This is a genomic window from Streptomyces sp. NPDC051567 (assembly GCF_044454165.1).
GTDB lineage: Bacteria > Actinomycetota > Actinomycetes > Streptomycetales > Streptomycetaceae > Streptomyces.
The window spans coordinates 160658-187574 of record NZ_JBITDK010000004.1 but is presented as its reverse complement, the minus strand read 5'-3'; the positions used below and the strand labels follow the sequence as shown (position 1 = coordinate 187574).

The following is a 26917-nucleotide window of genomic DNA, read 5'->3' as shown; positions in this document are numbered from 1 at the left end:
GGTGAGCCACCTCGGGGGGCACGGGACGGGGGGAAGGGGAGCGGGGGAGCGGGGGCGTCCGCAGGAGCGCGGGCGTGGAAAGCCGGAGAAGCCGGAGAAGCCGGAGAAGCCGGAGAAGCCGGAGAAGCCGGAAACTCGGGGACGCGGAAAGCCGAAGGGAGAGGAACGCGGGGCGGTCCGCGAGAGCCGGGTGCGGCCGGGCCGGGACCGCCCCGGTGCGCCGCCGCCGACAGCGCCGCCGACGACGGCAGCGGTGGCGGCGGACGGGGTACGTACCGGCCGGGCCGGGGCCCGTGGGGCGGGAGAGGTACCTGCGGACGGCCGGGAGACGGCACGGCCGGCCGCAGGGTTCTCATGGCGCCGCAGCGCGGGAGAGGCGGGCGCGGAGCACGGCCGGCGGCACCGTATGCGGTGGCCGGTCGTCATGGCGCCGACCGATGTTCACGTCGCTCATGCAACTGGCCCGGCGGTCAGGTCTCAAGGGCCCTTACGGACAATTGACGGCCCACTGGCGGAATTCATCCGATGCCGGGAACCGTGGAGACGACGAGGTCGATGAGCTTGATGCCGACGAACGGCAGGATCAGGCCGCCGAGGCCGTAGAGGGCGAGGTTGCGGCGGAGCAGGTCGTGCGCGGAGGCGGGCCGGTAGCGGACGCCGCGCAGGGCCAGCGGGATGAGGGCGACGATGATCAGCGCGTTGAAGATGATCGCCGAGGTGATCGCCGACATCGGGCTGTGCAGGCCCATGATGTTGAGCGCCTCCAGCCCCGGGTGGGCCGCCGTGAACATGGCGGGGATGATCGCGAAGTACTTGGCGACGTCGTTCGTGATGGAGAAGGTGGTGAGGGCGCCGCGGGTGATGAGGAGCTGTTTGCCGATCTCGACGATCTCGATGAGTTTGGTGGGGTTGGAGTCGAGGTCGACCATGTTGCCGGCCTCCTTCGCGGCGGAGGTGCCGGTGTTCATCGCCACACCCACGTCGGCCTGGGCGAGGGCCGGGGCGTCGTTGGTGCCGTCACCGGTCATCGCGACAAGCTTGCCGCCCGCCTGCTCCCGCTTGATCAACGCCATCTTGTCCTCCGGCGTCGCCTCCGCGAGATATTCGTCGACCCCGGCCTCGGCGGCGATCGCGCGGGCCGTCAGCTCGTTGTCGCCGGTCACCATGACGGTGCGGATGCCCATCCGGCGCAGCTCCTCGAACCGCTCCCGCATGCCCTCCTTGACCACGTCCTTGAGGTGGACGATGCCCAGGACCCGCGGCCCGTCCCAGTCGTGGACCGCCACCAGCAGCGGGGTGCCCCCGGCCCCGGAGACCGCGGCCGACCATGCGGCGGCCTCCGGCGGCACGGTCCCGCCGCGCAGCGTCACCCACTCGGCGACCTGCGCCGCCGCGCCCTTGCGGATGGCGCAGCCCGCACCGTTGTCCCAGCTCAGGTTGACCCCGCTCATCCGGGTCCGGGCACTGAACTCGACGAAGCGCGGACGGCTCAGCTCCGCCTCGTCCGCCGGCTCCAGCCCGTACTGCCGCGCGAGCTCCACGACGGAGCGGCCCTCGGGGGTCTCGTCGGCCAGCGAGGAGAGCTGGGCGGCGTCCGCGAGCTTGACGCGGTCGACGCCGGGCAGCGGGACGAAGGCCACGGCCTGCCGGTTGCCGTGGGTGATGGTGCCGGTCTTGTCGAGCAGCAGGGTGTTCACGTCGCCCGCGGCCTCGACGGCGCGCCCGCTCATCGCCAGGACGTTGCGCTGGACCAGACGGTCCATGCCCGCGATGCCGATCGCCGAGAGCAGCGCCCCGATGGTGGTCGGGATGAGCGTGACGAGCAGGGCCACCAGGACGGTCGTCGACTGGGCGGCGCCCGCGTAGGCGGCCATCGGCTGGAGGCTGACGACGACCAGGATGAACGCGGCCGTCAGGGCGGCCAGCAGGATGTTGAGGGCGATCTCGTTCGGGGTCTTCTGCCGGGACGCCCCCTCGACCAGGGCGATCATCCGGTCGACGAAGCTGTCGCCGGGGCGCGAGGTGACCCGGACGACGACCGAGTCGGACAGGACGGTCGTGCCGCCCGTGACACCGGAGCGGTCCCCGCCCGACTCCCGCAGGACCGGGGCCGATTCACCGGTGACGGCCGACTCGTCCACCATCGCCGCCCCGTCGACCACGTCGCCGTCGGCCGGTATCAGCTCACCCGCCTCCACCAGCACGAAGTCGAAGGGCTGGAGCCGGTCCGGGGTGACCACCTCGGTCTCCGCGCTGCGCAGGTTCGCCCCGTACGTCCAGTGCAGCAGCCGCAGCGCGACCGTGTCCGTACGGGCCTTGCGCAGCGACTGGGCCTGCGCGCGGCCCCGGCCCTCGGCGACGGCCTCGGCGAGGTTGGCGAAGAGGACCGTCAGCCAGAGCCAGACGCTGATGACCCAGGTGAAGACGGACGGGTGGAAGAGGGCCGAGAGCGTGGTCAGGGCCGAGCCGGCCGCGACGACGAACAGCACCGGCTTCTTGACCAGTTCGCGCGGATGCAGCTTGGCGACGGCCTCCCGCGCGGAGGCCGCCAGCTGCTCGGGCTCCAGCAGACCGGCCGGCCCCGGGCGCTTGTGGGGCGGCCGGGTGACCGGGGTCCGCGGACCGGTGGCGAGGCCCGGAGGGGTGTGCTGCGCGGCGGCGGGAGGCATGGCGAGACCTTCTGAGTGGGATCGGCGAAGCGCCCACCGGCCGTACGGCGGCGGTGGGCGCGGGACGGGACGCGGGACGGGACGCGGGGCGGGGGAGCCGCCGGAGAGGGCCGGCCCGGACGCCCGGACGTCGTCACGCGACGGCCCGGGGCCCGGCGGACGAGCGGAATCTACCGGCCCGTCAGCGGCTGCTCCCGCGCGTCCGGGGAGAATTGGCGGCGCCTTGACGGCGGTGCGCGCAAACCCGTCAGGGACGCGTCAGGACTCCGTCAAGGCCGCTCCGCGGGGAGCTGGGGGATGCTCTCGCCCAGCCGGAACCGCAGCCGGCAGATCACCGCGTCCGTGTCCCGGCGGACGGCGTGGGCGACCACGGAGCCGCGCTGGTTCTGGAGCAGCCGCTGCCACATCCGGGCCGGTTCGGTCTCCGGGATCAGGACGGTGACCTGGGACCCGGGACGGTCCTCGGTGAGTTCGCGCACGTACCGCGCGAGCGGCCGGCCCAGGTCCCGCTTGGCCGAGGAGACCTCGACGAGCGCCACCCCGGGGTTCCACAGCTCCCAGTCCCGGCGCAGGGCCTCGGCGCTCTCCCGGTCCTCGGGGGCGGGGTGGGTGACGGTGACGGCCAGGACCTCGTCGCCCAGCGAGCGGGCGGCGGTCAGCGCCTGGCAGGTCAGCTTGGACAGCCCCGAGACGGGGACCACCACCAGGGACCGCACCCGGTGCGGCGGCTGCGGGACGCGGCCGAGTTCGAGGAGGAGGCCGATCTGGGTGTAGGCGCGGTGGACCCGTTCGAAGCCGAGGACGAGCAGGGGCAGGGCGAGGACGATCAGCCAGGCGCCCTCGGTGAACTTGGTGGCGGTGACGACGACCGCCGCCACCCCCGTCAGCAGCGCGCCGAAACCGTTGAGGACGGCCCTGCGCCGCCGGCCCCGGGGCCGTTCCAGGGACCAGTGCCGGACCATCCCGACCTGGCAGATCGTGAACCCGACGAAGACGCCGATGGCGAAGAGCGGCACCAGGGTGTTGGTGTCGCCGCCGGAGAGGACCAGCAGGACGGCGGAGACGGCCGCGAGCGCGAGCACGCCGTGCCGGTGCACCTGGCGGTCGGCCTTGAGGGCGAAGAAGTGCGGCAGGTGGTTGTCGCGGGCCAGCAGGCTCATCAGCACCGGCAGCCCGCCGAAGGAGGTGTTCGCGGCCAGCGCCAGCAGGACCATGGTGGCGAACTGGACCACGTAGAAGGCCGCGTCGTGGCCGAAGGAGGCGTCCGCGAGCTGGGCCAGGACGGTGACGCCCTCGACCGGCTGGAGGTGGAAGCGGCCGATCAGCACCGAGAGCCCGATCAGCATCACGCCCAGCAGCGCGCCGAGTACGACCTCCGTGCGCTGGGCCCGCCGGGCGGCCGGGGCCCGGAAGGACGGTACGGCGTTGGCGACGGCCTCGACCCCGGTCAGCGCCGAACAGCCGGCCGCGAACGCCTTCAGCAGCAGGAGCGCGCCGACGGTGGTGGACGTCTCGCCCAGCGAGGAGGCGTGCCCGGCGGCGGAGGCGGTACTGGCCGGCCCGTCCCGGAACAGCCCGACCGCGATCATCGCCAGGATCGAGCCGACGAACACGGCGGTGGGCACGAGGAACGCCTTGGCGGAGTCCACGACCCCGCGCAGGTTGACCGCGGTGACCAGCAGCAGCACGCCCAGGCCGATCCACACCCGCTCCCCGTACAGCTGGGGGAAGGCCGAGGTCAGGGCGGCCACACCGGCGGTGACGGAGACGGCCACGTTCAGGACGTAGTCGAGGACCAGCGAGGCGGCGGCGAACAGTGCGGTGCGCCGTCCCAGGTGCCGCTTGGCGACCGCGTACGAGCCGCCGCCGTCCGGGAAGGCGGCGATGACCTGCCGGTACGAGGCCACCAGTACCGCGAGCAGCGCGGCGATCGCCAGGGTGACGGGCAGGGTGAACCCCATGCCGTAGGCCCCGGCCGCCGCCAGGACCAGCACGATCGACTCGGGGCCGTACGCCACCGAGGCCATCGCGTCCAGGGACAGGGCGGCCAGGCCCTGGAGCGAGGTGAGCCGGTGCCGGTCGTCCGGGGCCGGGGAGCCGCCGGTATCAGGGGGTTCCTCCTGGCCCGGTACCTGTGCGGGCGTCTCCGGCTTTCCTGCGTGTATGGCCATGATGCCGTTCCTCCGAGGGGGCAAAGTGAGGACAGCGTCGGAGCATCGCGGACGGGTCGCCAGCACCCTTGGCGCGATCCCTACGCGGGCCCGGCCACTCTTCACGGGCCCCATACGCGGCGGCGGGGGTTGGCGTACGGGGTCCGTCAAGGGGCCGCCGCCGGGGGCGGGCGGCCCGGGGGAGGGGCGTGCCGGAGCGAGGCACACCCGCATAAACTGATAAGTGCGGACATCTCTTCATCGGCTCTTCCTGCCGGGTCCCGCCCGGCAGCCGCGCCCCGCCCCGGCCCTCGCCGAGGCCCGCCCGTCCCGTCCGCCGCCCGTTCCCTCCGGGGAGGTGTCCCATGTCCGGGTACCGGCTCCATGACCGTCTCGCGCTGGTCGCGGCCCTCGTGGTCCCCTTCCTCGTCGCCCTCGCGCTCGTGCCCTTGCGTACCGGCCTCTCGACGGCGAACGCGGCCCTGGTCCTGGTCGTCGCGGTGGTCGCGGTCGCCGCGACCGGCACCCGGACGGCCGGCGCCCTCGCCGCGCTCTCCGCGACCGCCTGGTTCGACTTCTTCCTGACCCGGCCCTACCAGCGGTTCGCCGTCGCCGGCCGCGAGGACCTCCAGACGGCCGCGCTGCTGCTCGTCGTGGGCCTGGTCGTCTCCCAGCTGGCCGTCCGCGCCCGCAGGCTCCAGGCCGCCGTGGTCACCGACGACGCCCACCTGGGCCGCCTCCAGGAGACCGCCCGGCTCGCCGAGGGCGGGGGCTCGCCCGACGCCGTGGTCGAGCACGTCCGCCGGGAACTCGTCGGCCTGCTGGGGCTGCGCGGCTGCCGCTTCGAGTACGGGACCCTGATCGGCCACCGGCCGCGGCTGGAGCACGACGGCAGCCTCTGGCTCCGCCGGGGGAACCGGGTGACGGAGTACGCCGACTGGCCGGACGGGGAGAGCGAACTGCGGGTCGTCGGCGGCGGCCACTACTACGGACGCTTCCTGCTCGACCCGCTCCCGGGCCCGCTGCCCGAGGAGCGGGCCCGTCGGGTGGCCGTGGCGCTGGCCGCCCAGGCCGGGGCCGCCCTGGACACCGCCGGACTGTCCCAAAAGGGATGAAAGCCGCAGTTCAGTAGGGGTGGCGGAGGGCGGCGTCAGGGCGGCGTCAAGGGTTGACCCCTGCCCGTATGGACCCCGTCAAGGGGCCTTAACGCCTGCCCGGTGGCGAGGTTTGCTCTACCTCGGCCACACGGCCGATTCCACCTCATCACGTCAATCAGGAGCTCACGATGGCCGATCTGGCCTTCGTCGTCACCACGGTCGCGGTCTTCGCGCTGGTGGCTCTCATCGCCAAGGGAGTGACCAGGCTGTGACTGTCGAGAACATCGTCGGCCTCGTCGTGGCCGTCTCCCTGCTCGGATACCTCATCCTCGCCCTTGTGTACCCGGAGAGGTTCTGAGTACTGACATGAGTTCCCAAACCGCTGGTGTGCTCCAGCTGCTCGCGCTGATCGCCGCGCTCGCGCTGGCCTACCGCCCCCTCGGCGATCACATGGCCCGGGTCTACTCCTCCGAGAAGCACTGGAAGCCGGAGAAGTGGATATACAAGGCCGTCGGCGCCAACCCCGACGCGGAGATGCGCTGGCCCGCCTACCTGCGCTCGGTCCTGGCCTTCTCCGCCGTGAGCGTCCTGTTCCTCTACGCCCTGCAACGTGTGCAGGGCAGCCTGCCCGGCTCGCTCGGCTTCGCGTCGATCGACCCCGACCAGGCGTTCAACACCGCCGCCTCCTTCGTGGCCAACACCAACTGGCAGTCGTACGCCGGTGAGCAGGCGATGGGCCACGTGGTGCAGACCGGTGGCCTGGCCGTGCAGAACTTCGTGTCCGCCGCGGTGGGCATGGCGGTCGCGGTGGCCCTCGTCCGCGGTTTCGCCCGGTCGCGCACCGGCGAACTGGGCAACTTCTGGTCCGACCTGGTCCGCGGCACCGTCCGCATCCTGCTGCCCCTCTCGGTGGTCGGCGCACTGGTGCTCGTGGCCTGCGGCGCGATCCAGAACTTCTCCGGCATCCACGAGGTCGGGCAGTTCCTGGGCGACCCGCAGCAGTGGAACGGCGGCGCGGTGGCCTCGCAGGAGGTCATCAAGGAGCTCGGGACCAACGGCGGCGGCTACTTCAACGCCAACTCCGCGCACCCCTTCGAGAACCCGACGCCCTTCTCCAACCTCTTCGAGATCTTCCTGATCCTGGTGATCCCGTTCTCCCTGACGCGGACCTTCGGCCGGATGGTCGGCTCGGTCCGCCAGGGATACGCGATCCTGGCGACGATGGCCACCATCTGGATCACCTTCACCGGGCTGATGATGTGGACCGAGTTCGCGCACCACGGCCCGGCGCTCCAGGCCGCGGGCGGCGCGATGGAGGGCAAGGAGACCCGCTTCGGCATCGCCGGCTCCTCGATCTTCGCGGTGGCCACCACGCTCACCTCGACCGGCGCCGTCAACTCCTTCCACTCCTCCTACACCGGCCTCGGCGGCGGCATCACGATGCTCGGCATGCAGCTGGGCGAGATCGCGCCCGGCGGTGTGGGCTCCGGCCTCTACGGCATGCTGGTCATGGCCGTCATCGCGGTGTTCATCGCGGGCCTGATGGTCGGCCGCACCCCCGAGTACCTGGGCAAGAAGATCGGCACCCGCGAGATCAAGTTCGCGGCCTGCTACATCCTCATCACCCCGGCCCTGGTCCTCGGCTTCACCGCCGTGGCGATGGCCCTGCCCACCCCGGCCGACTCCATGGCCAACAGTGGTGCGCACGGCTTCTCCGAGGTCCTCTACGCCTACACCTCGGGCGCCAACAACAACGGCTCGGCCTTCGCGGGCCTGAACGCCGACACCCAGTGGTTCAACACCACCATCGGCATCGCGATGCTGCTGGGCCGCTTCCTGCCCATGGTCTTCGTCCTCGCGCTGGCGGGCTCACTGGCCGAGCAGAAGCCCGTACCGGCCACGGCGGGGACGCTCCGTACCGACAAGCCGCTCTACGCGGGCCTCCTCGTCGGCACGATCCTCATCATCACCGGCCTGACCTACTTCCCGGCCCTCGCGCTGGGACCGCTTGCCGAAGGGCTCGCCTCATGAGCACCGCCACTCCTACCCGCGCGCCCCACGAAGACCTGCCCACCGGCCACAAGCCGCCGGCCGGACGTGCCGGCAGCGGCCTCTTCGACCCGAAACAGCTCATCACGTCCTTCCCGGACGCCGTCCGCAAGCTCGACCCCCGCGTGATGGTCAAGTCCCCGGTCATGTTCGTCGTCCTCATAGGCTCGGTGGTCACCACCGTGCTCGCGGTCAAGGACCCCGGGAACTGGTTCGGCTGGGCCATCACCGTCTGGCTGTGGCTGACCACCCTCTTCGCGAACCTGGCGGAGGCGGTCGCGGAAGGCCGCGGCAAGGCCCAGGCGGACACGCTGCGCAAGGCCAAGACGGACACGGTCGCCCGGCGGCTGTCGGGAACCGTGGAGGAGCAGGTCCCGGGCACGGAACTGCGCATCGGCGACCTGGTCGTCTGCGAGGCGGGCGACATCATCCCCGGCGACGGCGACGTCGTCGAGGGGGTGGCCTCGGTCGACGAGTCGGCGATCACCGGTGAGTCGGCCCCGGTGATCCGCGAGTCGGGCGGTGACCGCAGCGCGGTGACCGGCGGCACGAAGGTCCTCTCGGACCGCATCGTCATCAAGATCACGACGAAGCCCGGCGAGACGTTCATCGACCGGATGATCGCCCTGGTCGAGGGCGCGGCCCGGCAGAAGACCCCCAACGAGATCGCCCTCAACATCCTGCTCTCCTCGCTGACCATCGTCTTCCTGCTGGCGGTCGTCACGCTGAAGCCGTTCGCGATCTACGCGGGCGCCGACGACCAGACCTCGCTGATCGTGCTGACGGCCCTGCTCGTCTGCCTGATCCCGACCACCATCGGGGCGCTGCTCTCGGCGATCGGCATCGCGGGCATGGACCGTCTGGTCCAGCGCAACGTCCTGGCGATGAGCGGGCGCGCCGTCGAGGCCGCGGGCGACGTCTCGACGCTGCTCCTCGACAAGACCGGCACCATCACCCTGGGCAACCGCCAGGCATCCGAGTTCGTCCCCGTCAAGGGCACCACGGAAGCCGAGGTGGCCGACGCCGCCCAGCTCTCCTCGCTGGCCGACGAGACCCCCGAGGGCCGCTCCATCGTGGTCCTCGCGAAGGAGAAGTACGGCCTGCGCGAGCGCCACCAGGGCGAACTGGCGGACGCCGAGTGGATCGGCTTCACCGCGCAGACCCGCATGTCGGGCGTGGACGTGGACGGCCGGGAGATCCGCAAGGGCGCCGCGGGCTCCGTCCTCACCTGGGTGAAGGAGCGCGGCGGCGAGATCGCCGACGACGCCGACACCCTGGCCCACCGCATCTCCTCGGCGGGCGGCACGCCGCTGCTGGTGGCGGTCCGGGACGCCCAGGGCGCCCGCGTCCTCGGAGTGATCCACCTCAAGGACGTGGTCAAGGAGGGCATGCGGGAGCGGTTCGAGGAGCTGCGCCGGATGGGCATCCGCACCGTCATGATCACGGGTGACAACCCGCTGACGGCGAAGGCCATCGCCGAGGAGGCCGGCGTCGACGACTTCCTCGCGGAGGCGACGCCGGAGGACAAGATGGCGTTGATCAAGCGGGAGCAGGCGGGCGGCAAGCTCGTCGCGATGACCGGTGACGGCACCAACGACGCCCCGGCCCTCGCCCAGGCCGACGTGGGTGTGGCCATGAACACCGGCACCTCCGCCGCGAAGGAGGCCGGCAACATGGTCGACCTCGACTCCAACCCCACCAAACTCATCGAGATCGTCGAGATCGGCAAACAGCTCCTCATCACCCGCGGCGCCCTCACCACCTTCTCCATCGCCAACGACGTCGCCAAGTACTTCGCGATCATCCCGGCCATGTTCGCGGTCGCCTACCCGGGCCTGGACAAGCTCAACATCATGGCGTTGACCTCCCCGGAGTCGGCGATCCTCTCCGCGGTGATCTTCAACGCGCTGATCATCGTCGCGCTGGTCCCCCTCGCCCTGAAGGGCGTCCGCTACCGGCCCACCAGCGCCGACAAGATGCTCCGCCGCAACCTCGCCCTCTACGGCCTCGGCGGACTCGTCGCCCCGTTCATCGGCATCAAGCTCATCGACCTCCTCATCTCCCTCATCCCCGGGATCGGCTGACCGCCATGAACAACTCCGTCACCAGCTCACTGCGCCTCCTGGGGGCCGGGCTCCGCGCCCTCCTCGTCCTGACCGTCCTGTGCGGGGTCCTCTACCCCCTCGCCGTCACCGGCATCGCCCAGGCCGCCTTCAACGGCAACGCCAACGGCTCCGAGATCAAGGACAAGGACGGCCAGGTCGTCGGCTCCGCCCTCATCGGGCAGAGCTACAACCTGCCCAAGCAGAACCCCGACGACCCGGAGGAAGCCGCCAGGCCGGACCTCATGTGGTTCCAGCCGCGCCTCTCCAAGGGCCTGGGCAGCAACAGCATCAACACGCAGTACTCGCTGCTCCTGTCCGGCGCCTCCAACAAGGCCGCCGACAACCAGGACCTCCTCACCTGGGTGACCCAGGCCAAGGACGCGGTCGTCGCCGACAACTCCACGGCCTCCCACAGGATCAGCCCCAAGGACGTGCCGGCCGACGCCGTCACCTCCTCCGGCTCCGGCCTCGACCCGCACATCTCCCCCGAGTACGCCGCGCTCCAGATCCACCGGGTCGCCGAACGCAACGGGCTCGGCGTCCAGCAGGTGGAGAAGCTCGTCGCCGACCGCACCACCGGCCGCACCCTCGGCTTCATGGGTGAACCCCGGGTCAACGTGCTCGAACTCAACATCGCGCTCAAGGCACTGACCAAGGGCTGATGACACCGATCCAGCGGATCGGGAACCGGTGGGGCGCCCAGCCCCCGCGCCCCACCGGTTCCTTAGCCGTATCCGCCCGCACCGAAGGAAAGGCTGCCCACCCCATGACACGGGTGCTCGTGGTGGAGGACGACCCCCAGCTCGTCCGCGCACTCAAGATCAACCTTCAGGCGCGCAAGTTCGACGTCGAGGAAGCATCCGACGGCGGCCTCGCCCTGCGACTGGCCGCCACCCGCAAACCGGACGTCATCCTGCTCGACCTCGGCCTGCCGGACATGGACGGGATCGAGGTGATCAAGGGGGTGCGCGGCTGGAGCCGGGTGCCCATCCTGGTCCTGTCGGCCCGTCACACCTCCGAGGAGAAGATCCGGGCCCTGGACGCCGGCGCCGACGACTACGTGACCAAACCGTTCAGCATGGACGAACTCCTGGCCCGGCTCCGGGCCGCCACCCGGCGGCAGGAGGAACCCGCCCAGAACGACGAGCAGGCCGTGGTCACCACCGACGACTTCACCATCGACCTGGTGGCGAAGAAGGTGCTGCGCGGCAGCCGCCCCGTACGGCTGACCCCCACCGAGTGGCACCTGCTGGAGATCCTCATCGCCAACCCGGGCCATCTCATCACCCAGCGCCGCCTCCTGCTGGAGGTCTGGGGGCCCACCTACTCCGAACACACCAACTACCTGCGCGTCTACATGGCCCAGCTGCGGCGCAAGCTGGAGGCCGACCCCTCCCACCCCCGGTACCTGATCACCGAACCGGGCATGGGATACCGCTTCGAGCCCTGACGGCCCGCCGCACCACGCCCCCGACGGCCCGCCCCGACCCGACGGCCGCGCCCCGCTCCCTCCCGACCGTCCCGCTCCCCCGGCCACCCACGATCGCCCCTGATCGTCAGCAGAGAAGACGAGTCGGCACATGGCACGCGGCAAGCTCCGCATCTACCTCGGCGCGGCCCCGGGCGTCGGCAAGACCTACGCGATGCTCTCCGAGGCGCACCGCCGGATCGAGCGCGGCACCGACTGCGTCGTCGGCTTCGTGGAACACCACGACCGTCCGCGCACCGAGGTGATGCTGCACGGCCTGCACCTCGTCGAGCGCCGTGAACTGGAGTACCGCGACAGCGTCTTCACCGAGATGGACGTGGACGCGATCCTCGCCCGCCACCCGGCCGTCGTGCTCGTGGACGAGCTGGCGCACACCAACATCCCGGGTTCGCGCAACGCCAAGCGCTGGCAGGACGTGGAGGAACTCCTCCAGGCGGGCATCGACGTCGTCTCGACCGTCAACATCCAGCACCTGGAGTCCCTCGGCGACGTCGTGGAGTCGATAACGGGGGTCCGGCAGCGCGAGACGGTGCCGGACGAGGTGGTGCGTCGGGCCGACCAGGTCGAACTGGTCGACATGTCCCCGCAGGCGCTGCGGCGGCGGATGGCCCACGGCAACATATACAAGTCCGACAAGGTCGACGCGGCCCTGTCCAACTACTTCCGGCCCGGCAACCTCACCGCCCTGCGCGAGCTGGCCCTGCTCTGGGTCGCCGACCGCGTCGACGAGTACCTCCAGCAGTACCGGGGCGAACACGACATCCGCGCGACCTGGCAGGCCCGCGAACGCATCGTCGTCGGACTCACCGGCGGACCGGAGGGCCGCACCCTCATCCGCCGCGCCGCCCGGCTCGCGGAGAAGGGCGCGGGCGGCGAGGTCCTCGCCGTGTACGTGGCCGCCAGCGACGGCCTCACCTCCGCCTCCCCGAAGGAACTGGCGCTCCAGCGGACCCTCGCGGAGGACCTCGGCGGCTCCTTCCACCACGTCATCGGCGACGACGTGCCCAGCTCCCTGCTGGATTTCGCGCGCGGGGTCAACGCCACCCAGATCGTCCTCGGCGTCAGCCGCCGCAAGCCGTGGCAGTACGCCTTCGGACCCGGCGTCGGCGCCACCGTGGCCGGCGAGTCCGGCCCCGACCTCGACGTCCACCTGGTCACGCACGACGCCGTCGCCAAGGGCCGGGGGCTGCCCGCCACCCGCAGATCACGGCTGGGGAGGTCCCGCATCATCGGGGGCTGGCTGACCGGTGTCGCCGGACCCGCCCTCCTCACCCTGCTGCTCAGCGAGGCCCTCCCCGAGCTGGGGCTCGCCAACGACATGCTGCTCTTCCTCACCCTGACCGTCGCCGCGGCCCTCCTCGGCGGGCTGATGCCCGCGCTGGCCTCGGCGGCCGTCGGCTCGCTCCTGCTCAACTACTTCTACACCCCGCCCCTCTACAAGATGACGATCTCCGACCCCCGCAACATCGTCGCCATCGCCATCTTCGTGGGGGTGGCCGTGTCGGTGGCCTCCGTCGTCGACCTCGCCGCCCGCCGCACCCACCAGGCAGCGAGGCTGCGGGCCGAGTCCGAGATCCTCTCCTTCCTCGCCGGCAGCGTCCTGCGCGGCGAGAACTCCCTGGACGCCCTGCTGGAGCGCCTGCGCGAAACCTTCTCGATGCGCGCGGTCGCCCTCCTGGAACGGACCAGCGAGGTCGACCCGTGGACCACGGCCGCCGCGGTGGGCACCGGCCCGGTCGCCCGCCCCGAGGACGCCGACGTGGACATGCCCATAGGGGACACCCTGGCCCTGGCCCTCTCCGGCCGGGTCCTGCCCGCCGAGGACCGCCGCGTCATCGGGGCCTTCGCCGCCCAGGCCGCCGTCGTCCTCGACCGCCAGCGGCTGGTGGACGAGGCCGGCCGGGCCCGTGAACTCGCCGAGGGCAACCGCATCCGCACCGCCCTGCTCGCCGCCGTCAGCCACGACCTGCGCACCCCGCTCGCCGGCATCAAGGCCTCCGTCACCTCGCTGCGCTCCGACGACGTGGAGTGGTCCGAGGCCGACCGGGCCGAACTCCTCGAAGGCATCGAGGACGGCGCCGACCGGCTCTCCGCCCTGATCGGCAACCTGCTGGACATGTCCCGCCTCAACACCGGTACGGTCACCCCGCTCATCCGGGAGACCGACCTCGACGAGGTCGTCCCGATGGCGCTGGGCGGGGTCCCCGACGACAGCGTCTCGCTCGACATCCCCGAGACCCTCCCCATGGTGGCGGTCGACCGGGGGCTCCTGGAGCGGGCCGTCGCCAACATCGTGGAGAACGCCGTCAAGTACAGCCCCGTCGGACAGCCCGTCCACATCTCCGCCAGCGCCCTGGCCAACCGCGTCGAACTGCGCGTCGTGGACCGCGGGCCCGGCGTCCCCGACGAGGCCAAGGACCGCATCTTCGAGCCCTTCCAGCGCCACGGGGACGCCCCGCGCGGCGCCGGGGTGGGGCTCGGCCTCGCCGTGGCCCGGGGGTTCACCGAGGCCATCGGCGGCACCCTCGCCGCCGAGGACACCCCCGGCGGCGGGCTCACCATGGTCCTGACCCTGCCCACGGCGGGCGACGGCCCCGTGACCGCCCCCGAACTCCCGGCCTCCGCGGTCACCTGAGAACACGTCCGCCGAGAACAGGTCCGGACGGAGCTGTTCTCGGCGGACGTGCGCGGCGCCCCGGCCCCGGCTCAGCGGGCGTGGCGGCGCCACTCGCGCACCAGCAGGTACCCGAGGTAGGCGCCGCCGATGGCCATCGTGTAGATCCCGACGGGCAGGTTCTCGAAGAAGGGCAGCTGCTGGGCGGCCAGATCGGCCAGGACCAGCAGCAGGGCGCCCATGACCGTCGACAGGATCAGGTGCGGACCGCCGCTGCGGGCGATGCGCTTGCTGACCTGCGGAGCGGTGAGCGAGATGAAGGCGATCGGCCCGGCCGCGGCCACGGCCGCGGCGGAGAGCGCGATGGAGAGCAGGACGGCGACGGTCTTGGTCCGGGCCGGGCTGCTGCCCAGCCCGGCGGCCAGGTCGTCGCCCATCTCCCCGACGGCCAGCGGCCGGGCGATGAGCACGGCGACGGGCAGCGTGAGCGCCAGCACCAGCCAGATCGTCGCCGCGTCGTCCCAGGAACGGGCCGACAGGCTGCCGTTGATGTACGCGGTCAGCGCGGCGGCCTTGTCCCGCTCGACGGCGTAGACGACGTACTGGGTCAGGGCGGTGGCCATCGCGGCCACCCCGATGCCCGCGACCACCAGCCGCCCCGGGCTGCGGAACCCGCTGCCGGTGGAGAAGTAGACGACCGCCATGGCGGCCAGCGCGCCGAGCAGCGCGCCGACCGGGACCGGCACGAGGTCCGGCAGGAGCAGGGCGACGGCCGCGGCCCCGGCGCCCGCCCCGGCGCCCAGCCCGATGACGTCGGGACTGCCCAGGGGGTTGCGGGTCACCGACTGGAAGAGGGCGCCGGAGAGACCGAAGGCGGCCCCGGTACCGATGGCGACCACCAGCCGGGGGCCGCGCAGCCGGTTCAGGACGAAGGCGTTCTTCCCGGTGGCCCCGCCCGTCAGCGCGGCGGGCAGGTCGGGGAGCCGGATGCCCAGGCGCCCCATGGTCAAGGTCGCCACGGCCACGACGACGAGCAGGACCAACAGGCCCAGGGCGACGGCGACCGAGCGCCGCCGTACGGGAACGGCCGCCCAGCGGCCGATCCGCACCACGGCGGGCCGGGGGAGGGCCGGCCGGTCGGCCGTGGGGCGGGTGACAGTGGGGTGGGAGCTCACGAGGTTCCCCTCATCCGGCGGACGGCGACCAGGAGGGCGGGAGCGCCGACGAAGGCGGTGACCACGCCGACCATGAGTTCCCCGGGGCGCAGCAGTACCCGGCCGACCACGTCGGCGAAGAGCATCAGCACCGGCCCGAGGACGGCCGCGAAGACGATCTGGAGCCGGAAGTCGGCCCCCACCAGCGCCCGCACCATGTGCGGAACGGCCAGCCCCACGAAGGCGATCGGCCCGACGGCCGCCGTGGCCGCCGCGCTGAGCAGCACGGCCGCCAGCAGGCCGGCCGCCTTGATCCGCTCGGGACGGGCGCCCAGCGAGGTGGCGGTGTCGTCGCCCATGGCCATGGCGTTGAGGCCCGGACCGAGCACCAGCGCCAGGAGCAGGCCGACGACGGCGAAGGGCAGGACGGACCAGACGACGTCGAAGCTCCGGCCGCCGAGGGAACCCACCACCCAGTAGCGGTAGGTCTCGAAGACCCGGGGGCGGCTGAGGGTGACGGCCTGGATGAAGGCCGCGAGCACGGCGGAGAGCACCGCTCCGGCCAGGACCAGCCGGACCGGGCTCGCCCGCCCGCCCGTGGTGCCGAGCGCGTACACGCCCAGCCCCGCCAGGAACGCGCCGGGCAGCGCCCACCACATCGTGTCCGTCCGGCCGGAGGCGCCCAGGAACGCGGTGGCGGCGACGATGCTCGCCGACGCCCCCGCGTTGACCCCGAGCAGCCCCGGATCGGCCAGCGGATTGCGCGTCACGCCCTGCATCAGCGTCCCGGCGACCGCCAGGCACACCCCCGCCAGCACGCCCAGCACGGTGCGCGGGTAGCGGCTCTCGACGACCGTGCGCAGGTAACCGTCCCCCTGCCCGGCCAGCACGTCCAGCACCTCGCCGGGCGAGGTCGTCTTGCTGCCGAACATCACACTGGCCAGCAGTGCGAGGACGAGGAGGGCCAGACTGAGCGTCAGGGACGACGCCGTCCGGGCGAAACCGTGGCGCGGGGCGGCCGGAACCGGCCGCCGCCGCACCGTGACAGGGGCGCTCATGTGGTCGGGAACGCCGCGGCTACTTGCCGGCCTTGGCGACGGCCGCGTCGATCAGCGGCAGGTACCGCTCGATGCTGTACGGCACGGTCAGCGGGTTGAGCATGGAGGAGGCGGTCACGAAGGGCTGGTCGGCGCTGTGGACGAGGGCGCCCTTCTGGACAGCGGGGATGGCCGCGTAGAGCGGCTGCGCCTCGGTCTCCTTGCGGGTCTTCTCGTCGGTGTAGAAGGTGAAGACCAGGTCGCTGGCGGAGAGCTTGTTGGCGTTCTCCAGGCCGATCATCGCGGAGTCGGTGCCCTCGGTCTCCTTGAAGGTGTTGACCACCGGGTCCACCTTCAGGCCCAGCTGCGAGATCATCTTCACCCGCTGCTCCTCGGGCTTGAACACACCGAGCGTGCCGGGGTCGGTGGTGTAGATGTAGGAGAACGTGACGTTCTTGTAGTTCGGCCGGGTGGCGGCGGCGTCGGCGAGCTGCTTGTCGATCTTCGAGGTCAGCTCCTTGGCCTTCTCCGGCTGGCCGAGCGCCTTCGTGACGAGGTCGATCTGCTGGTCCCAGTCGGTGCTCCACGCCTTGTCCGGGTAGGCGACCGTCGGGGCGATGTCCTTGAGGAGGTCGTACTGCTTCTGCGTGACGCCCGACCACGGGGCGAGGATCACGTCGGGCTGGAGCTCGGTGATCGCCTCTATGTCGAGCTCCTCACCGCCGGTGAACTGCTTGGGCAGCGTGCCGCCGGCCTTGGTGACGGCCTCGTGAATCCAGGGGAGGTAGCCGGTCTTGTCGCTGCCCCAGGGGTAGCTCTCGATGCCCACGGGCGTGATGCCCAGCGCGATGGAGGTCTCCGCCGAACCCTGGCCGAGGGTGACGACCCGCTTCGGCTTCTCCTTGATGACGGCCTCGCCGAGCGCGCTCTTGATCGTGACGGGGAAGGCTCCGGCCGGGGCGGCGGCGCTTCCGGCGGCGGCCGGCTCCTCCTTCTTCTCGCCCGTACCGCAGGCGCCGACCAGCAGGGTGAGCGAGGCGGCACCGGCCGCGGCCACGAGGACTCGGCGGCGCAGGGGGGTGATCGGGAGGGACATGACGAATCCTCTGTTCCAGGCAGGTGTTGGGTTCCGCGCGACCGCCGCCACCGCCGACGTCGGAATCCGGACAGGCCGGAACACGGCGACAAGGCGGCGAGGTGCGCGTTAGGTAAGCCTAACCTGTAGAGATCGCCTCTTGACGCCGTCCTCCGATGTGACAGGTGGTCAGCCCGGTACGGGCGCCCGGCAGGGCCCGAACGCCCCGGCTCCGGTGCGGGCGTCCGCACCGGACGCCCGCGAGGAGAACCACCGGTTCGGTGCGATTCTGACCGGTCGGTGTCGTTTCAGGCCGGTTCCAGCAGGCGGCGCAGCCGGGTCGCCGTCAGCCGCCGCGCCACCGCCGTGCTGTGCCGCCGCACGGCCCAGGCCGCCGGGGCGGCGACGAGGACGCCGACGAGGAACCCGGCGAGGACGTCGTGCGGGTAGTGGGCGCCCACCCACACCCGGGACACCCCCATCAAGGCCGCCGCCACCAGGGCGATCAGCCCCAGCCGGCGCGAGACGAACAGCAGGGCGACGGCCGCCGCCGCGGCGAGCGCCGTGTGGTTGCTGGGGAAGGCCCAGTCGCCGGGCGGCGGACACGCCTCCAGGGTCGTCACCCGCAGGCTCCGGCACGGCCGGTCCTCCCGCACGGCCAGCTTCAGCAGGCCGTCCGCGCCGAAGGCGAGCAGGGCGACCAGCGGCGCGGCCAGGGCCACGGTGGCCGGCGCGCTGCCCGTGCGCCGGGTCCGCCACCAGGCCACCGCCATCAGCACGGCGAACAGCCCGAGCCCGTACGCCGACCAGGCGGCGACGAGCGCGTCCAGCCAGCCGGGGGAGCGGTCGGCGAGGCCGACCACCTCCAGGTAGACGGAGCCGTCCAGGGGGGAACCGTCGTACGCGGGGATCATCGGCCCGCCTCTTCCTGTTCTTCGGGGTGACGCCGCGAACGCAGCAGCTCGACGGCGAGCGGCAGCAGGGAGAGCGCGACGACGACGGCGACGACCGGCAGCAGGTACCGCTCGACCCGGGGGACCGACGAGCCGAGACCGTACCCGGCCAGGACCAGCCCGACGGTCCACACCAGCCCGCCGACGACCTGCCACAGGGTGAAGACCCGCACCGGCACGTCCAGGGTCCCGGCCAGCGGGTTGAGGACCGTACGGACGACGGGGACGAAACGGGCCAGCACGATCGCCTTCGCGTGCCCGTACCTCTCCAGCAGCTCCCGGGCCCGCGCGGTCCCCCGGTGGAGCCTGCGCGAGCGGCTGCGCCGCAGCAGGGCGCCACCGGCCCGCCGCCCGATCAGGTACCCGCACTGCGCGCCGGCCAGGGCCCCGGCCGCGGCGGCGGTCAGCACCAGCGGCAGGGAGAGCAGGGCGCCGTCCGCGGCGGAACCCGCGCAGAGCAGCCCGGCGGTGAACAGCAGCGAGTCCCCGGGCAGGAAGAACCCGACGAGCAGGCCCGTCTCCGCGAACAGCACCACCGCGATGCCCAGGACGCCGAAGGCGGCCAGGAGCGAGCGGGGGTCGAGAACGTTCACCGCGAGGTGCGATGCGCCGGACAAGGCTGCGGCCAAGGTCGCGGCCCCTCTCATCGTGGACGGCGGGACAGCACGCAGGCCGCCGCGGACGGCGCGGCGGCCTCCCGGCCACGGCGCCGTGGCCGGGAGGCCGCCACTCCCGGGGGAGGTCAGGCGACGGCGGTCTCCGGTCGGTGTCCGCTCCGGCGGGCGCCGGCGCGGGCGGTGAGCAGCCGGTCCGCCGCGAAGGCGCCGGGACCGGTGAACACCAGCAGCAGGAAGGCCCAGCAGAACATCGCGGCGGGCTCACCGCCGTTCTGCAACGGCCAGAGCGCACCCGGCTGGTGCACCGTGAAGTAGGCGTACGCCATGGAACCGGAGGCGAAGAAGGCCGCCGCCCGGGTGGCGAGGCCCGTCATGACGAGGACACCGGCCACCAGTTGGACCGCCGCCGCGTACCACCCGGGCCAGGAGCCCGCCGGGAGGGTGCCGCCACCGCGCGCACCGCCGAGTACGCCGAAGAGGGAGGCCGCGCCGTGACAGGCGAAGAGCAGTGCGGTGACGATCCGGAAGAAGGCGACGGCATAGGGCTGTGCGGTGTCGAGTCTGCCGGGCATGGGGGCTCCTTCGGTGGGGGGAATGGTCCCGAAGTGCGTGCCGCGGCCCGCGTGGGGGCGGGCCATAGGTGCGGGCGAGCCATAGGCTAGGAAGCCCTGACCGGCCTGACAAGCCCGAGTTCAGGCCACCCGGCCGGGCCGGCCACGGGGCGCGGAACACCCCGTGGTACGGGCGTGACCGACGCTACCCCGCCGCCCCGCGACCACGCCGACGCCGCGCGCGAAGGTCCCCTCCCCGGCCGCACCGTCCCCCGCCCGCCAGGAGCCCGGACACACCCGTCCGGGCCCCGGCTTCTTCCCCGCCCGCCCGGTCCGCCGCCGCCCCCCGGCCGCACGTCACCGGTCACCCGTCACTGGTCACCGGTCACTGGTCACCCGGCGGGGCTCCCGGTGGGCCCGGAAGCCCAGGACCGCCACCCAGGCCAGCAGGAGGACCGCGGCCAGCAGCACCCACCGGGGACCGTGGCGCAGCATCAGCAGGCCGCCGGCCAGCGCCCCGCAGAGCAGGGCCACGACCGACACCAGCCGCCGCACGGCCGCCGCCCCCCACGGATCGGCCGCCAGACCGGTCAGGGCCCGGGTGACCACGGTGGTGGTCAGGTCGGGGACGGCGAGCCGGTGCACGACGGCGTTCTGCAACCCCATCCCGAGGGCGAGCGGCGCGATGACCACGAGCTGCCCCGCGCCGCTCTCCGTCAGGGCGAGCGCGACGGCCACCAGGACGGTCTGCGCCGCCACCAGCGGCCCGAACATCCCTGCCGCCTCCCCGTCGCGGCGCAGCCGGCCGGCGGCCACGGCCCCGGTCAGGAAGGCGGCCAGCGCCAGCAGGGACGCCGCGGCGGACAGCTCGCGGTCCCCGGCGAGCGCGAAGCCGAGGAACACCACGTTCCCGGTCATGTTGGCGACGAAGGTGTGGTCGAGCCCGAGATAGCTGACGGCGTCGACCAGCCCGCTGACGAAGGTGAGCACGATCAGCAGCGGCGGCAGCACCCCGTGCGGGCCGCTCACCGTGCCCGGCCCCGGCGGGAAGAGCCGCGCCGCCAGGGGCCGCAGGATGCCGCCCCGGATGAGGGAAGTCATAGATCCTCTCCTGACCGTACGTCAGCCCCGCGCGTCCGCGCCGGACCCGGCCCCCCTGTGGTCCTTCTTACCCGCCCCCACCTGCCGGACCTGCGTAAATCCCTTTCCGGACACCCCTCCCGCACGTGAGAATGAACCATCTCGAACCGGGAGGAACCCATGAGCCAGGCGTACCTGACTCTGCACGACCTGCTGCCCGCGGGCGAACTGGCACAGGCGCTGGACGCCGGCCACGTGACCCGCAAGCCGCACCCCGAGCTGCCGCTCTCCATCTACACGTACACACGGTCGGCCCAGTACGAACAGGTCTGGAACCGGACCACCACCCTCTGCCGGGGCCTCGTCGCCGACGACGTCACGGGCGAGGTCGTCGCCCTGCCGCTGCCGAAGTTCTTCAACGTCGCCGAGCACGCCGCGGGCCTGCCGTACGCCCCCGCCCTGCCGGACGAACCGTTCGAGGTGTACGACAAGGTCGACGGCAGCCTGGCCGTGGTCTTCCACTACGCGGGCCACTGGCGCGCCGCGTCCAAGGCGTCCTTCACCAGCACCCAGGCGACCTGGGCCCAGCGCCGCCTCGACACCGGGGACACCACGGCACTGCGGCCGGGCGTGACCTACCTCGCGGAGATCCTGTACCCGCAGAATCGTATCGTCGTCAACTACGGCGACCGCCGGGACCTGGTCCTCCTCGCCGCCTTCGGCCCGGACGGCACGGAACTCCCGCTCACCGAGGCCGCCGCCCACTGGGAGGGCGTCGGCTCCGTCGTCACCGTCTGGCCCGCGATGCCGCTCGCCGCGCTGGCCGCGCTGGCCGCGTCCGACACCCTGCCGGACGGCCGCCGCGCTACGGGCACCGACGCCGAGGGGTTCGTCCTGCGGTTCGCCTCCGGTGTGCGCGCCAAGGCCAAGCTCTCCGAGTACGTACGGCTCCACAAGGTCCTCACCGGGGTCACCGAGCGGGACATCTGGCGCGGCCACGGCATCCAGCGCTTCGCCGCGCTGCCCGCCGGGCAGGTGGCCCAGGCACTGGGCTGCCCGCTCGCGGAGGTCCGCGCGTCGGGCGGCAGGCCGCTCGACGCGCTGCTGGAGCAGGTGCCGGACGAGTTCGACGCCTGGGTGCGCGGGGTCATCGCCCGGATCGAGGACGAGGCCGCGCGGCGCGAAGGCGCCATCGACGAGGCGTACCGGGCCCTCGCCCACCTGGCCGACGACCGGGCCGCGTTCGCCCGCGCCGCGAAGGACATCCGTGACGGAGGCATCCGGGCCGCGATGTTCCTGCGCCTGGACGGCAAGAGGACCGGGCTCCTCACCTGGCGGGCCGTACGGCCGGAAACGGCCGACCCGTTCACCACCGACGAGGAGACCGGACCCGTGTCCGCAACCCCCACCAGCCGCACGGAACCCACACGTCCCACCGATTCTGTACGCCCCACCGATGCCCCGAGCCCCTCGGGCACCTCGGGCACCTCAGACGCCTCGGACGTCTCGGGCACCTCAGGTCCCCTCACCCCCTCGGTCCCCTCCACCCCGGAGGAGCGCCTGGCCCCCGCGCTTCCCGTCGTCCACGTCATGACGGGCCTGCCCGCCTCGGGCAAGACGACCGTCGCGCGCGCCCTCCAGGCCGGGTCGGGGGGCCGTATGCGCCGCGTCAACCTCGACGACCTGCGGGCCATGCTCGACACGCCCGCACCCGGCGGCGCCCGGTCCTTCGCGCACGAGCAGACCGTCCTGGCCGTCCAGGACGCGGCGGTGCGCGCGGCCGTCGACGGCGGCTTCGACGTGGTGGTGGACAACACGCACCTGACCTCCCACATCCCCAAGCGCCTCAAGGCCGCGGTCGCCGGGCTCGCCGTCTTCGTCGTCCACGACCTCACCGGTGTGCCCGTCGAGGAGTGCCTGCGCCGGGACGCCGGGCGGGAACGGCCGGTCGGCGAGGAGATCATCCGGATTCTGGCCGACAAGCACCGCAAGGCGACGAAGGGCGGCTGGCGGCTCACCGCGCAGTGGCTGAACGACCAGCCCCCGGTGGAACCGTACGTCCCCGACCCGGCGCTGCCCGCCGCGGTGATGTGCGACATCGACGGCACGCTCGCGCTGATCGGCGACCGGGGCCCGTACGACTTCTCGCGCTGCGAGCACGACCTGCCCAACGAGCCGGTGCGCCACGCCCTGGAGTCCTTCCGGCGCGACGGCGACGCCGTCGTGCTGCTGTCCGGACGGAGCGAGGACCACCGGGCGCGGACCGAGTCCTGGCTGCGGCGGTACGAGGTGCCCTACGACGAGCTGTGGATGCGGGCCGGTGGCGACACGCGCCGCGACGACGTGGTGAAGGCCGAACTCTTCGACGCGCACGTGCGGGACCGTTACGCGGTCCGGGTGTCGCTCGACGACCGGGACCGGGTGGTCGCGCTCTGGCGCCGGATGGGCCTGCCCACCTGGCAGGTCAACTACGGGGACTTCTAGGACATTCTTCCGCCGCCCCCGGTGTACGCGGGGAAGCGGCCGGTCGGGGCCGCGGGCCGCCTTATACCAGGCGGCCCGCCTCCGTTTCCGGTTTTCCGGCGGGATCTCCCCCGGCGGGCCCAGTTGATCCCCCTCTCCGGCGCGCGTCGTTAGCATGCCCGTACGTGCTTGTCGTGCGGTCCGGCAAGGGGACCACGCGGTTCTGCGCGTCCGACGAGGAGAGGGTTCATCATGCACGTGGACAACGGCGTGGCGGCGAGCGGGATTCCCGGCGCGGTGTGGACGAAGAGCAGTGCCAGCACGGGCAACGGGAACTGCGTCGAGGTCGCCGCCCTGGCCGGTGGCGGTGCGGCGGTGCGCAACTCGCGCTTCCCCGACGGTCCCGCCCTGGTGTTCACGGCGGCCGAGATCGCGGCCTTCCTCGACGGTGCCAAGCGCGCGGAGTTCGACCACCTGACCGGATGACGGCCTTACCTCAGGCCACGACTTGGAGGGGGAGAGGCGCGGACCCCATTCTGTGACCGAAGACTTCCTCGGTCATATTGGAGTTTGTATGTCCGCCCTTCCCGAGCCGCTGCCCGAGCCCGCCGACTCCCTCGCTCCCGTCCTGCCGCTGGGGAAGGACACGGGCCGGGCGGCCGCCGACCGCATGCTGGGGCAGGAACTCAGAACCTGGCGCGAAGCCCGCGGCCTCACCCTGCGGCAGGTCGCTCCCGTCATCCGCGGCTCGGTGTCCAAGATCAGCCGGCTGGAGCGCGGCGAGAGCCCGCCCAAACCGCGCGACGTCCGCGACCTGGCCCGGTACTACGGCGTCGACGACCAGGGGATGCGCACCATCGAGCAACTCCTGGAACACGCCCAGAGCTCCGAGTGGTACGAGCAGTTCAGCGACGTCACCCCCGACTACCTCAAGCGGCTGATCCAGATGGAGGGCGACGCGGAGGAGATCTGCGTCTACGAGAACCTGGTCGTCCCCGGCATCCTCCAGACCCGCGCCTACGCCCGGCACATGGTCCGCGCCGTGATGCCCAGCGCCCGCCCGGAGGAGATCGAACGGGTCGTGGACCTGCGCCATCAGCGCCAGTTCCGGCTGATGGAAGGCCCCCTGCCCCGGGTGACCGCCCTCCTGGAGGAAAGCGTCCTGCACCGGCGCTACGGAGACCCCGAGGTGATGCGGGAACAACTGCGGCACCTGCTGGACGCCTGCGACATCGCCAAGGTGAACATCCGCGTCCTCGCGCTCTCCCGCGCCTACGGCGCCACACCGCCCTACCCGATCATGCACCTGAAGTTCGGCGACCCGGACCAGTCCGAGCTGGCGTACGTCGAGCACGTCAGCAGCGCCACCTACGTGACCCGGCCCCGGGCGCTCGACGACCACCGCAACGCCCTCACCAACCTGCGCCACGCCGCGGAGTCCCGGGAGGACAGCCGGCGGCTGATCGCGGAGGCGATGGCCCGCTTCACGTAGCCGTAGCCGTAGGCGTACATACCGGACCGGGCCGGGCCGGCGAGGTGACGTTGTCGGCCCCGGGGACTCCGGCACCGGCCGGTCCCTTCTGCACGATGAGCGCCATGACGAAGAACGACGACGCCACGGCCTGGCAGGGCAGCCGCCTCGATCTGGACGCGTACCTCCGGCGGATCGGCTACGACGGAGAGCTCGCGCCCACCCTCGATGTCCTGCGGGCCCTGACCCGGGCACACATCCGCTCGATACCCTTCGAAGTGGTGGAGATCGTGCTCGGCCGGCCCGTCTCCCTCGACCTCCAGGACCTCCAGGACAAACTGGTCCACCAGCGCCGGGGCGGCTACTGCTACGAGCACAGCCTGCTGTTCGCGGCGGCACTGGAGCGCGTCGGCTTCGGGGTGACCGGCCTGGCCTCCCGGGTCCGGATCGGCTCCGACGTCATCCGTCCGGCCACGCACGCCATGCTGCGCGTGGAGACGGCCGAGACCGCCGGGACCGGCCGGGTGTGGGTCTGCGACCCCGGCTTCGGCCGCAACCCGCTGGAACCCGTCGAACTGGCCGACGGCGCCGGGTCCACCACCGACGACTGGGGCTTTCGGCTGCGGCGCGCGACGACGGCGACCGGCGACAGCGAGTACGCGATGCAGACGCGGGGCGCCGACGGCTGGTTCGACCTGCACGCCTTCACCCTCGACCAGCGCTACCCGCAGGACTGGCTGGTGGCCAACCACTTCCTGTCCACCCACGCCCGCTCGCCGTTCGCGGGCCGGCTGGTCGCCCAGCGGATGAACGAGCGCGAACACCACTTCCTGGACGGCACGACCCTCACCACCACGCTGCCCGACGGCACGGCCACCGCGCGCCGCTACACCCCGCAGGAGATACCGGAACTCCTGGACGACCTGTTCGAGGTGGAGGTGGACCGCGCCGACCACGCCCGGCTCGTCGCACGGGTCTGCGCCGCCCACCAGGCCCCGACGATGTACCCGGCGACGGTCCGGGACCAGCCCGCGCCGCCGCAGGCCCCGCGCGTGCAGCCGCTGTGGGCCTCGGGCGGTTCGGCCCACCGCGCCGCGCGCAAGGCCCCGGCCTCGCTGGTGTGAACCGGCGCCGGCGCGGGGCCCCGGCGGTGGCCGGGGCGGGCGACGGCGCCGGTCGCGGCGGCCTCAGAGCCGGCCGACCCCACCCCACTCGACCCAGTCCGTAGGGCGGTTCTCCGGGGGCGGGGGCCGCGTGTCGGGATGCCAGTCGACCACGTCGACCAGGCCCGGCGCGAGGATGTCCAGGCCGTCGAAGTACCGCCGCACCTCGTGGGGCTCCCGGACCCGGCCCCAGTTGCCGTGCGTGGTGACCTCCATGAGCCGGGTCACGTCCTGCCGCACCCGGGCGTCGTCACTGACGAGCTGGCAGATCACCATGAAGCTCCCCGGCGGCAGCAGCGCCGCGGTCCGGCGGACGACGGCGGCCGGGTCGTTGTCGTCGTCCGTGTCCGGCAGGCAGTGCAGGACGGAGACGAAGAGGGCGGCGACGGGCCGGCTCCAGTCGAGGAAACCGTCCGTGTCCGCACGGATCTCCCCGGTCAGCCGCATGTCCTTGGGGATCACCAGCGTGCCGTGGTTCTCGTGCAGCGTGGTCTGGGCGTGCGCGAGCACCATGGGGTCGTTGTCGATGTACGCGACCTTGCACGCCGGGTCGGACCGCTGCGCGACCTCGTGCACGTTGTCCTGCGTGGGCAGGCCCGACCCGTGGTCCAGGAACTGCCGTATCCCGTAGTCCTCGACGAGGACGCGCACGACGCGGCGCAGGAAGGCGCGGTTGTTGCGGGCCAGCAGCTGCGTACTGGGAGCGATGTCCAGCAACTGCGCACAGGCCTTGCGGTCGCTGTCGTAGTTTTCCACCCCGCCCAGCAGCCAGTCGTACATCCGGGCGACGCTCGGGGTGTGCATGTCTATGAGAGGTGTACGGGGGTCCTGCCCTAACTCCATGAGCCCTCCTCGTGGCCTTGGTCAGAGGCATCGGGATACGGGTGACGGCTCATCGTAAGGAGCCGATCGGCGGCCTGCCAATCGCCCGGCGGGGTTCAGGACGGTACGGCCGTCCGGGCCGGGCGGTCCGCGCGGCCGTGCTCGCCCCCGAACGGGCACGGCCACGCGGAGAGACCCTGCGGGCAGGGCCGGTGCCGGCGGGGTGGCCGGCAGGAGGAAATCTACCGGTGGACGGCGACCGGCTCACCCGCCCAGGGGCTGAGCCCGGCCTCCTCCGTTCGACGGAGGCCGGGCAACGGGACCGGTACGCAAGGGGGATGCCAGCGTCGGCGCCGTC

The 26917-nt window shown here is 72.5% G+C and carries 21 protein-coding genes; 11 read left to right on the top strand and 10 right to left on the bottom strand.

What is annotated here, in order from left to right; genetic code table 11:
- Nucleotides 1-518: 518 nt before the first annotated feature.
- Nucleotides 519-2669, bottom strand: coding sequence for a potassium-transporting ATPase subunit KdpB (kdpB, locus tag ACIA5F_RS06795; RefSeq protein ID WP_399349903.1), 2151 nt, complete (start codon nt 2667-2669; stop codon nt 519-521).
- Nucleotides 2670-2938: 269 nt separating this feature from the next.
- Nucleotides 2939-4840: an APC family permease gene (locus ACIA5F_RS06790; protein ID WP_399349901.1), complete on the bottom strand. Its 1902-nt coding sequence runs from the start codon at nt 4838-4840 to the stop codon at nt 2939-2941.
- 344 nt (nt 4841-5184) lie between these two features.
- Between ACIA5F_RS06790 and ACIA5F_RS06785 the strand changes: the two genes are divergently transcribed.
- The 7 genes from ACIA5F_RS06785 to ACIA5F_RS06755 all read left to right on the top strand — a co-directional run bounded on the left by ACIA5F_RS06785 (nt 5185) and on the right by ACIA5F_RS06755 (nt 14194).
- Nucleotides 5185-5934 carry a DUF4118 domain-containing protein gene (locus tag ACIA5F_RS06785; protein ID WP_399349899.1) on the top strand — a complete coding sequence of 250 codons (750 nt, stop codon included), beginning with the start codon at nt 5185-5187 and terminating at the stop codon, nt 5932-5934.
- 250 nt (nt 5935-6184) lie between these two features.
- Nucleotides 6185-6274 (top strand): K(+)-transporting ATPase subunit F, encoded by a 90-nt coding sequence (kdpF, locus tag ACIA5F_RS06780; protein ID WP_351374607.1) that lies wholly within the window; start codon nt 6185-6187, stop codon nt 6272-6274.
- Between the two features lie 8 nt (nt 6275-6282).
- The gene (gene kdpA, locus ACIA5F_RS06775; RefSeq protein ID WP_399349897.1) at nt 6283-7947 is read left to right on the top strand and encodes a potassium-transporting ATPase subunit KdpA; all 1665 of its coding nucleotides are present in this window, start codon (nt 6283-6285) and stop codon (nt 7945-7947) included.
- Nucleotides 7944-10049 carry a potassium-transporting ATPase subunit KdpB gene (kdpB, locus tag ACIA5F_RS06770; RefSeq protein ID WP_399349895.1) on the top strand — a complete coding sequence of 702 codons (2106 nt, stop codon included), beginning with the start codon at nt 7944-7946 and terminating at the stop codon, nt 10047-10049. The genes kdpA and kdpB (ACIA5F_RS06770) overlap by 4 nt, the downstream gene beginning before the upstream one ends.
- Nucleotides 10050-10054: 5 nt before the next feature.
- Complete coding sequence (locus tag ACIA5F_RS06765; protein WP_399349893.1) at nt 10055-10732, top strand: potassium-transporting ATPase subunit C; 678 nt, start codon at nt 10055-10057, stop codon at nt 10730-10732.
- A 104-nt stretch (nt 10733-10836) separates the two neighbouring features.
- Nucleotides 10837-11520 (top strand): response regulator, encoded by a 684-nt coding sequence (locus ACIA5F_RS06760; RefSeq protein WP_399349891.1) that lies wholly within the window; start codon nt 10837-10839, stop codon nt 11518-11520.
- Nucleotides 11521-11650: 130 nt separating this feature from the next.
- Nucleotides 11651-14194, top strand: a complete 2544-nt coding sequence (locus ACIA5F_RS06755; protein WP_399349888.1) for an ATP-binding protein — start codon at nt 11651-11653, stop codon at nt 14192-14194.
- A gap of 71 nt (nt 14195-14265) precedes the next feature.
- Here the strand turns inward: ACIA5F_RS06755 and ACIA5F_RS06750 are convergent, their stop codons facing one another.
- The 7 genes from ACIA5F_RS06750 to ACIA5F_RS06720 form a co-directional block, all read right to left on the bottom strand.
- Complete coding sequence (locus tag ACIA5F_RS06750; protein ID WP_399349886.1) at nt 14266-15348, bottom strand: FecCD family ABC transporter permease; 1083 nt, start codon at nt 15346-15348, stop codon at nt 14266-14268.
- A complete protein-coding gene (locus ACIA5F_RS06745) occupies nt 15345-16385 on the bottom strand; it encodes a FecCD family ABC transporter permease (protein ID WP_399349884.1) in 1041 nt (346 codons plus the stop codon). Before ACIA5F_RS06745 ends, ACIA5F_RS06750 begins: the two co-directional genes overlap by 4 nt.
- A gap of 19 nt (nt 16386-16404) precedes the next feature.
- Entirely contained in the window at nt 16405-17460 is a 1056-nt protein-coding gene (locus ACIA5F_RS06740; protein WP_399349882.1) for an iron-siderophore ABC transporter substrate-binding protein, read from the bottom strand.
- 287 nt (nt 17461-17747) lie between these two features.
- Nucleotides 17748-18353, bottom strand: a complete 606-nt coding sequence (locus tag ACIA5F_RS06735; protein WP_399349881.1) for a phosphatase PAP2 family protein — start codon at nt 18351-18353, stop codon at nt 17748-17750.
- Complete coding sequence (locus tag ACIA5F_RS06730; RefSeq protein WP_399349879.1) at nt 18350-19039, bottom strand: DedA family protein; 690 nt, start codon at nt 19037-19039, stop codon at nt 18350-18352. Before ACIA5F_RS06730 ends, ACIA5F_RS06735 begins: the two co-directional genes overlap by 4 nt.
- A gap of 95 nt (nt 19040-19134) precedes the next feature.
- The gene (locus tag ACIA5F_RS06725; protein WP_399349877.1) at nt 19135-19581 is read right to left on the bottom strand and encodes a DoxX family protein; all 447 of its coding nucleotides are present in this window, start codon (nt 19579-19581) and stop codon (nt 19135-19137) included.
- A gap of 357 nt (nt 19582-19938) precedes the next feature.
- Nucleotides 19939-20661 carry a YoaK family protein gene (locus ACIA5F_RS06720; protein WP_399349875.1) on the bottom strand — a complete coding sequence of 241 codons (723 nt, stop codon included), beginning with the start codon at nt 20659-20661 and terminating at the stop codon, nt 19939-19941.
- 159 nt (nt 20662-20820) lie between these two features.
- Here ACIA5F_RS06720 and ACIA5F_RS06715 point away from each other — a divergent pair, with 159 nt between their 5' ends.
- From ACIA5F_RS06715 to ACIA5F_RS06700, 4 genes are all read left to right on the top strand, one after another.
- Nucleotides 20821-23124, top strand: a complete 2304-nt coding sequence (locus ACIA5F_RS06715) for an RNA ligase (RefSeq protein WP_399349873.1) — start codon at nt 20821-20823, stop codon at nt 23122-23124.
- A 231-nt stretch (nt 23125-23355) separates the two neighbouring features.
- The gene (locus ACIA5F_RS06710; RefSeq protein WP_399349871.1) at nt 23356-23589 is read left to right on the top strand and encodes a DUF397 domain-containing protein; all 234 of its coding nucleotides are present in this window, start codon (nt 23356-23358) and stop codon (nt 23587-23589) included.
- Nucleotides 23590-23677: 88 nt separating this feature from the next.
- On the top strand, nt 23678-24595 hold the full coding sequence (locus ACIA5F_RS06705; RefSeq protein WP_399349869.1) for a helix-turn-helix domain-containing protein: 918 nt from the start codon (nt 23678-23680) through the stop codon (nt 24593-24595).
- A gap of 104 nt (nt 24596-24699) precedes the next feature.
- The gene (locus tag ACIA5F_RS06700; RefSeq protein WP_399349867.1) at nt 24700-25698 is read left to right on the top strand and encodes an arylamine N-acetyltransferase; all 999 of its coding nucleotides are present in this window, start codon (nt 24700-24702) and stop codon (nt 25696-25698) included.
- A gap of 63 nt (nt 25699-25761) precedes the next feature.
- Here the strand turns inward: ACIA5F_RS06700 and ACIA5F_RS06695 are convergent, their stop codons facing one another.
- Entirely contained in the window at nt 25762-26580 is an 819-nt protein-coding gene (locus tag ACIA5F_RS06695) for an SAM-dependent methyltransferase (RefSeq protein ID WP_399349865.1), read from the bottom strand.
- Between the last annotated feature and the right edge of the window lie 337 nt (nt 26581-26917).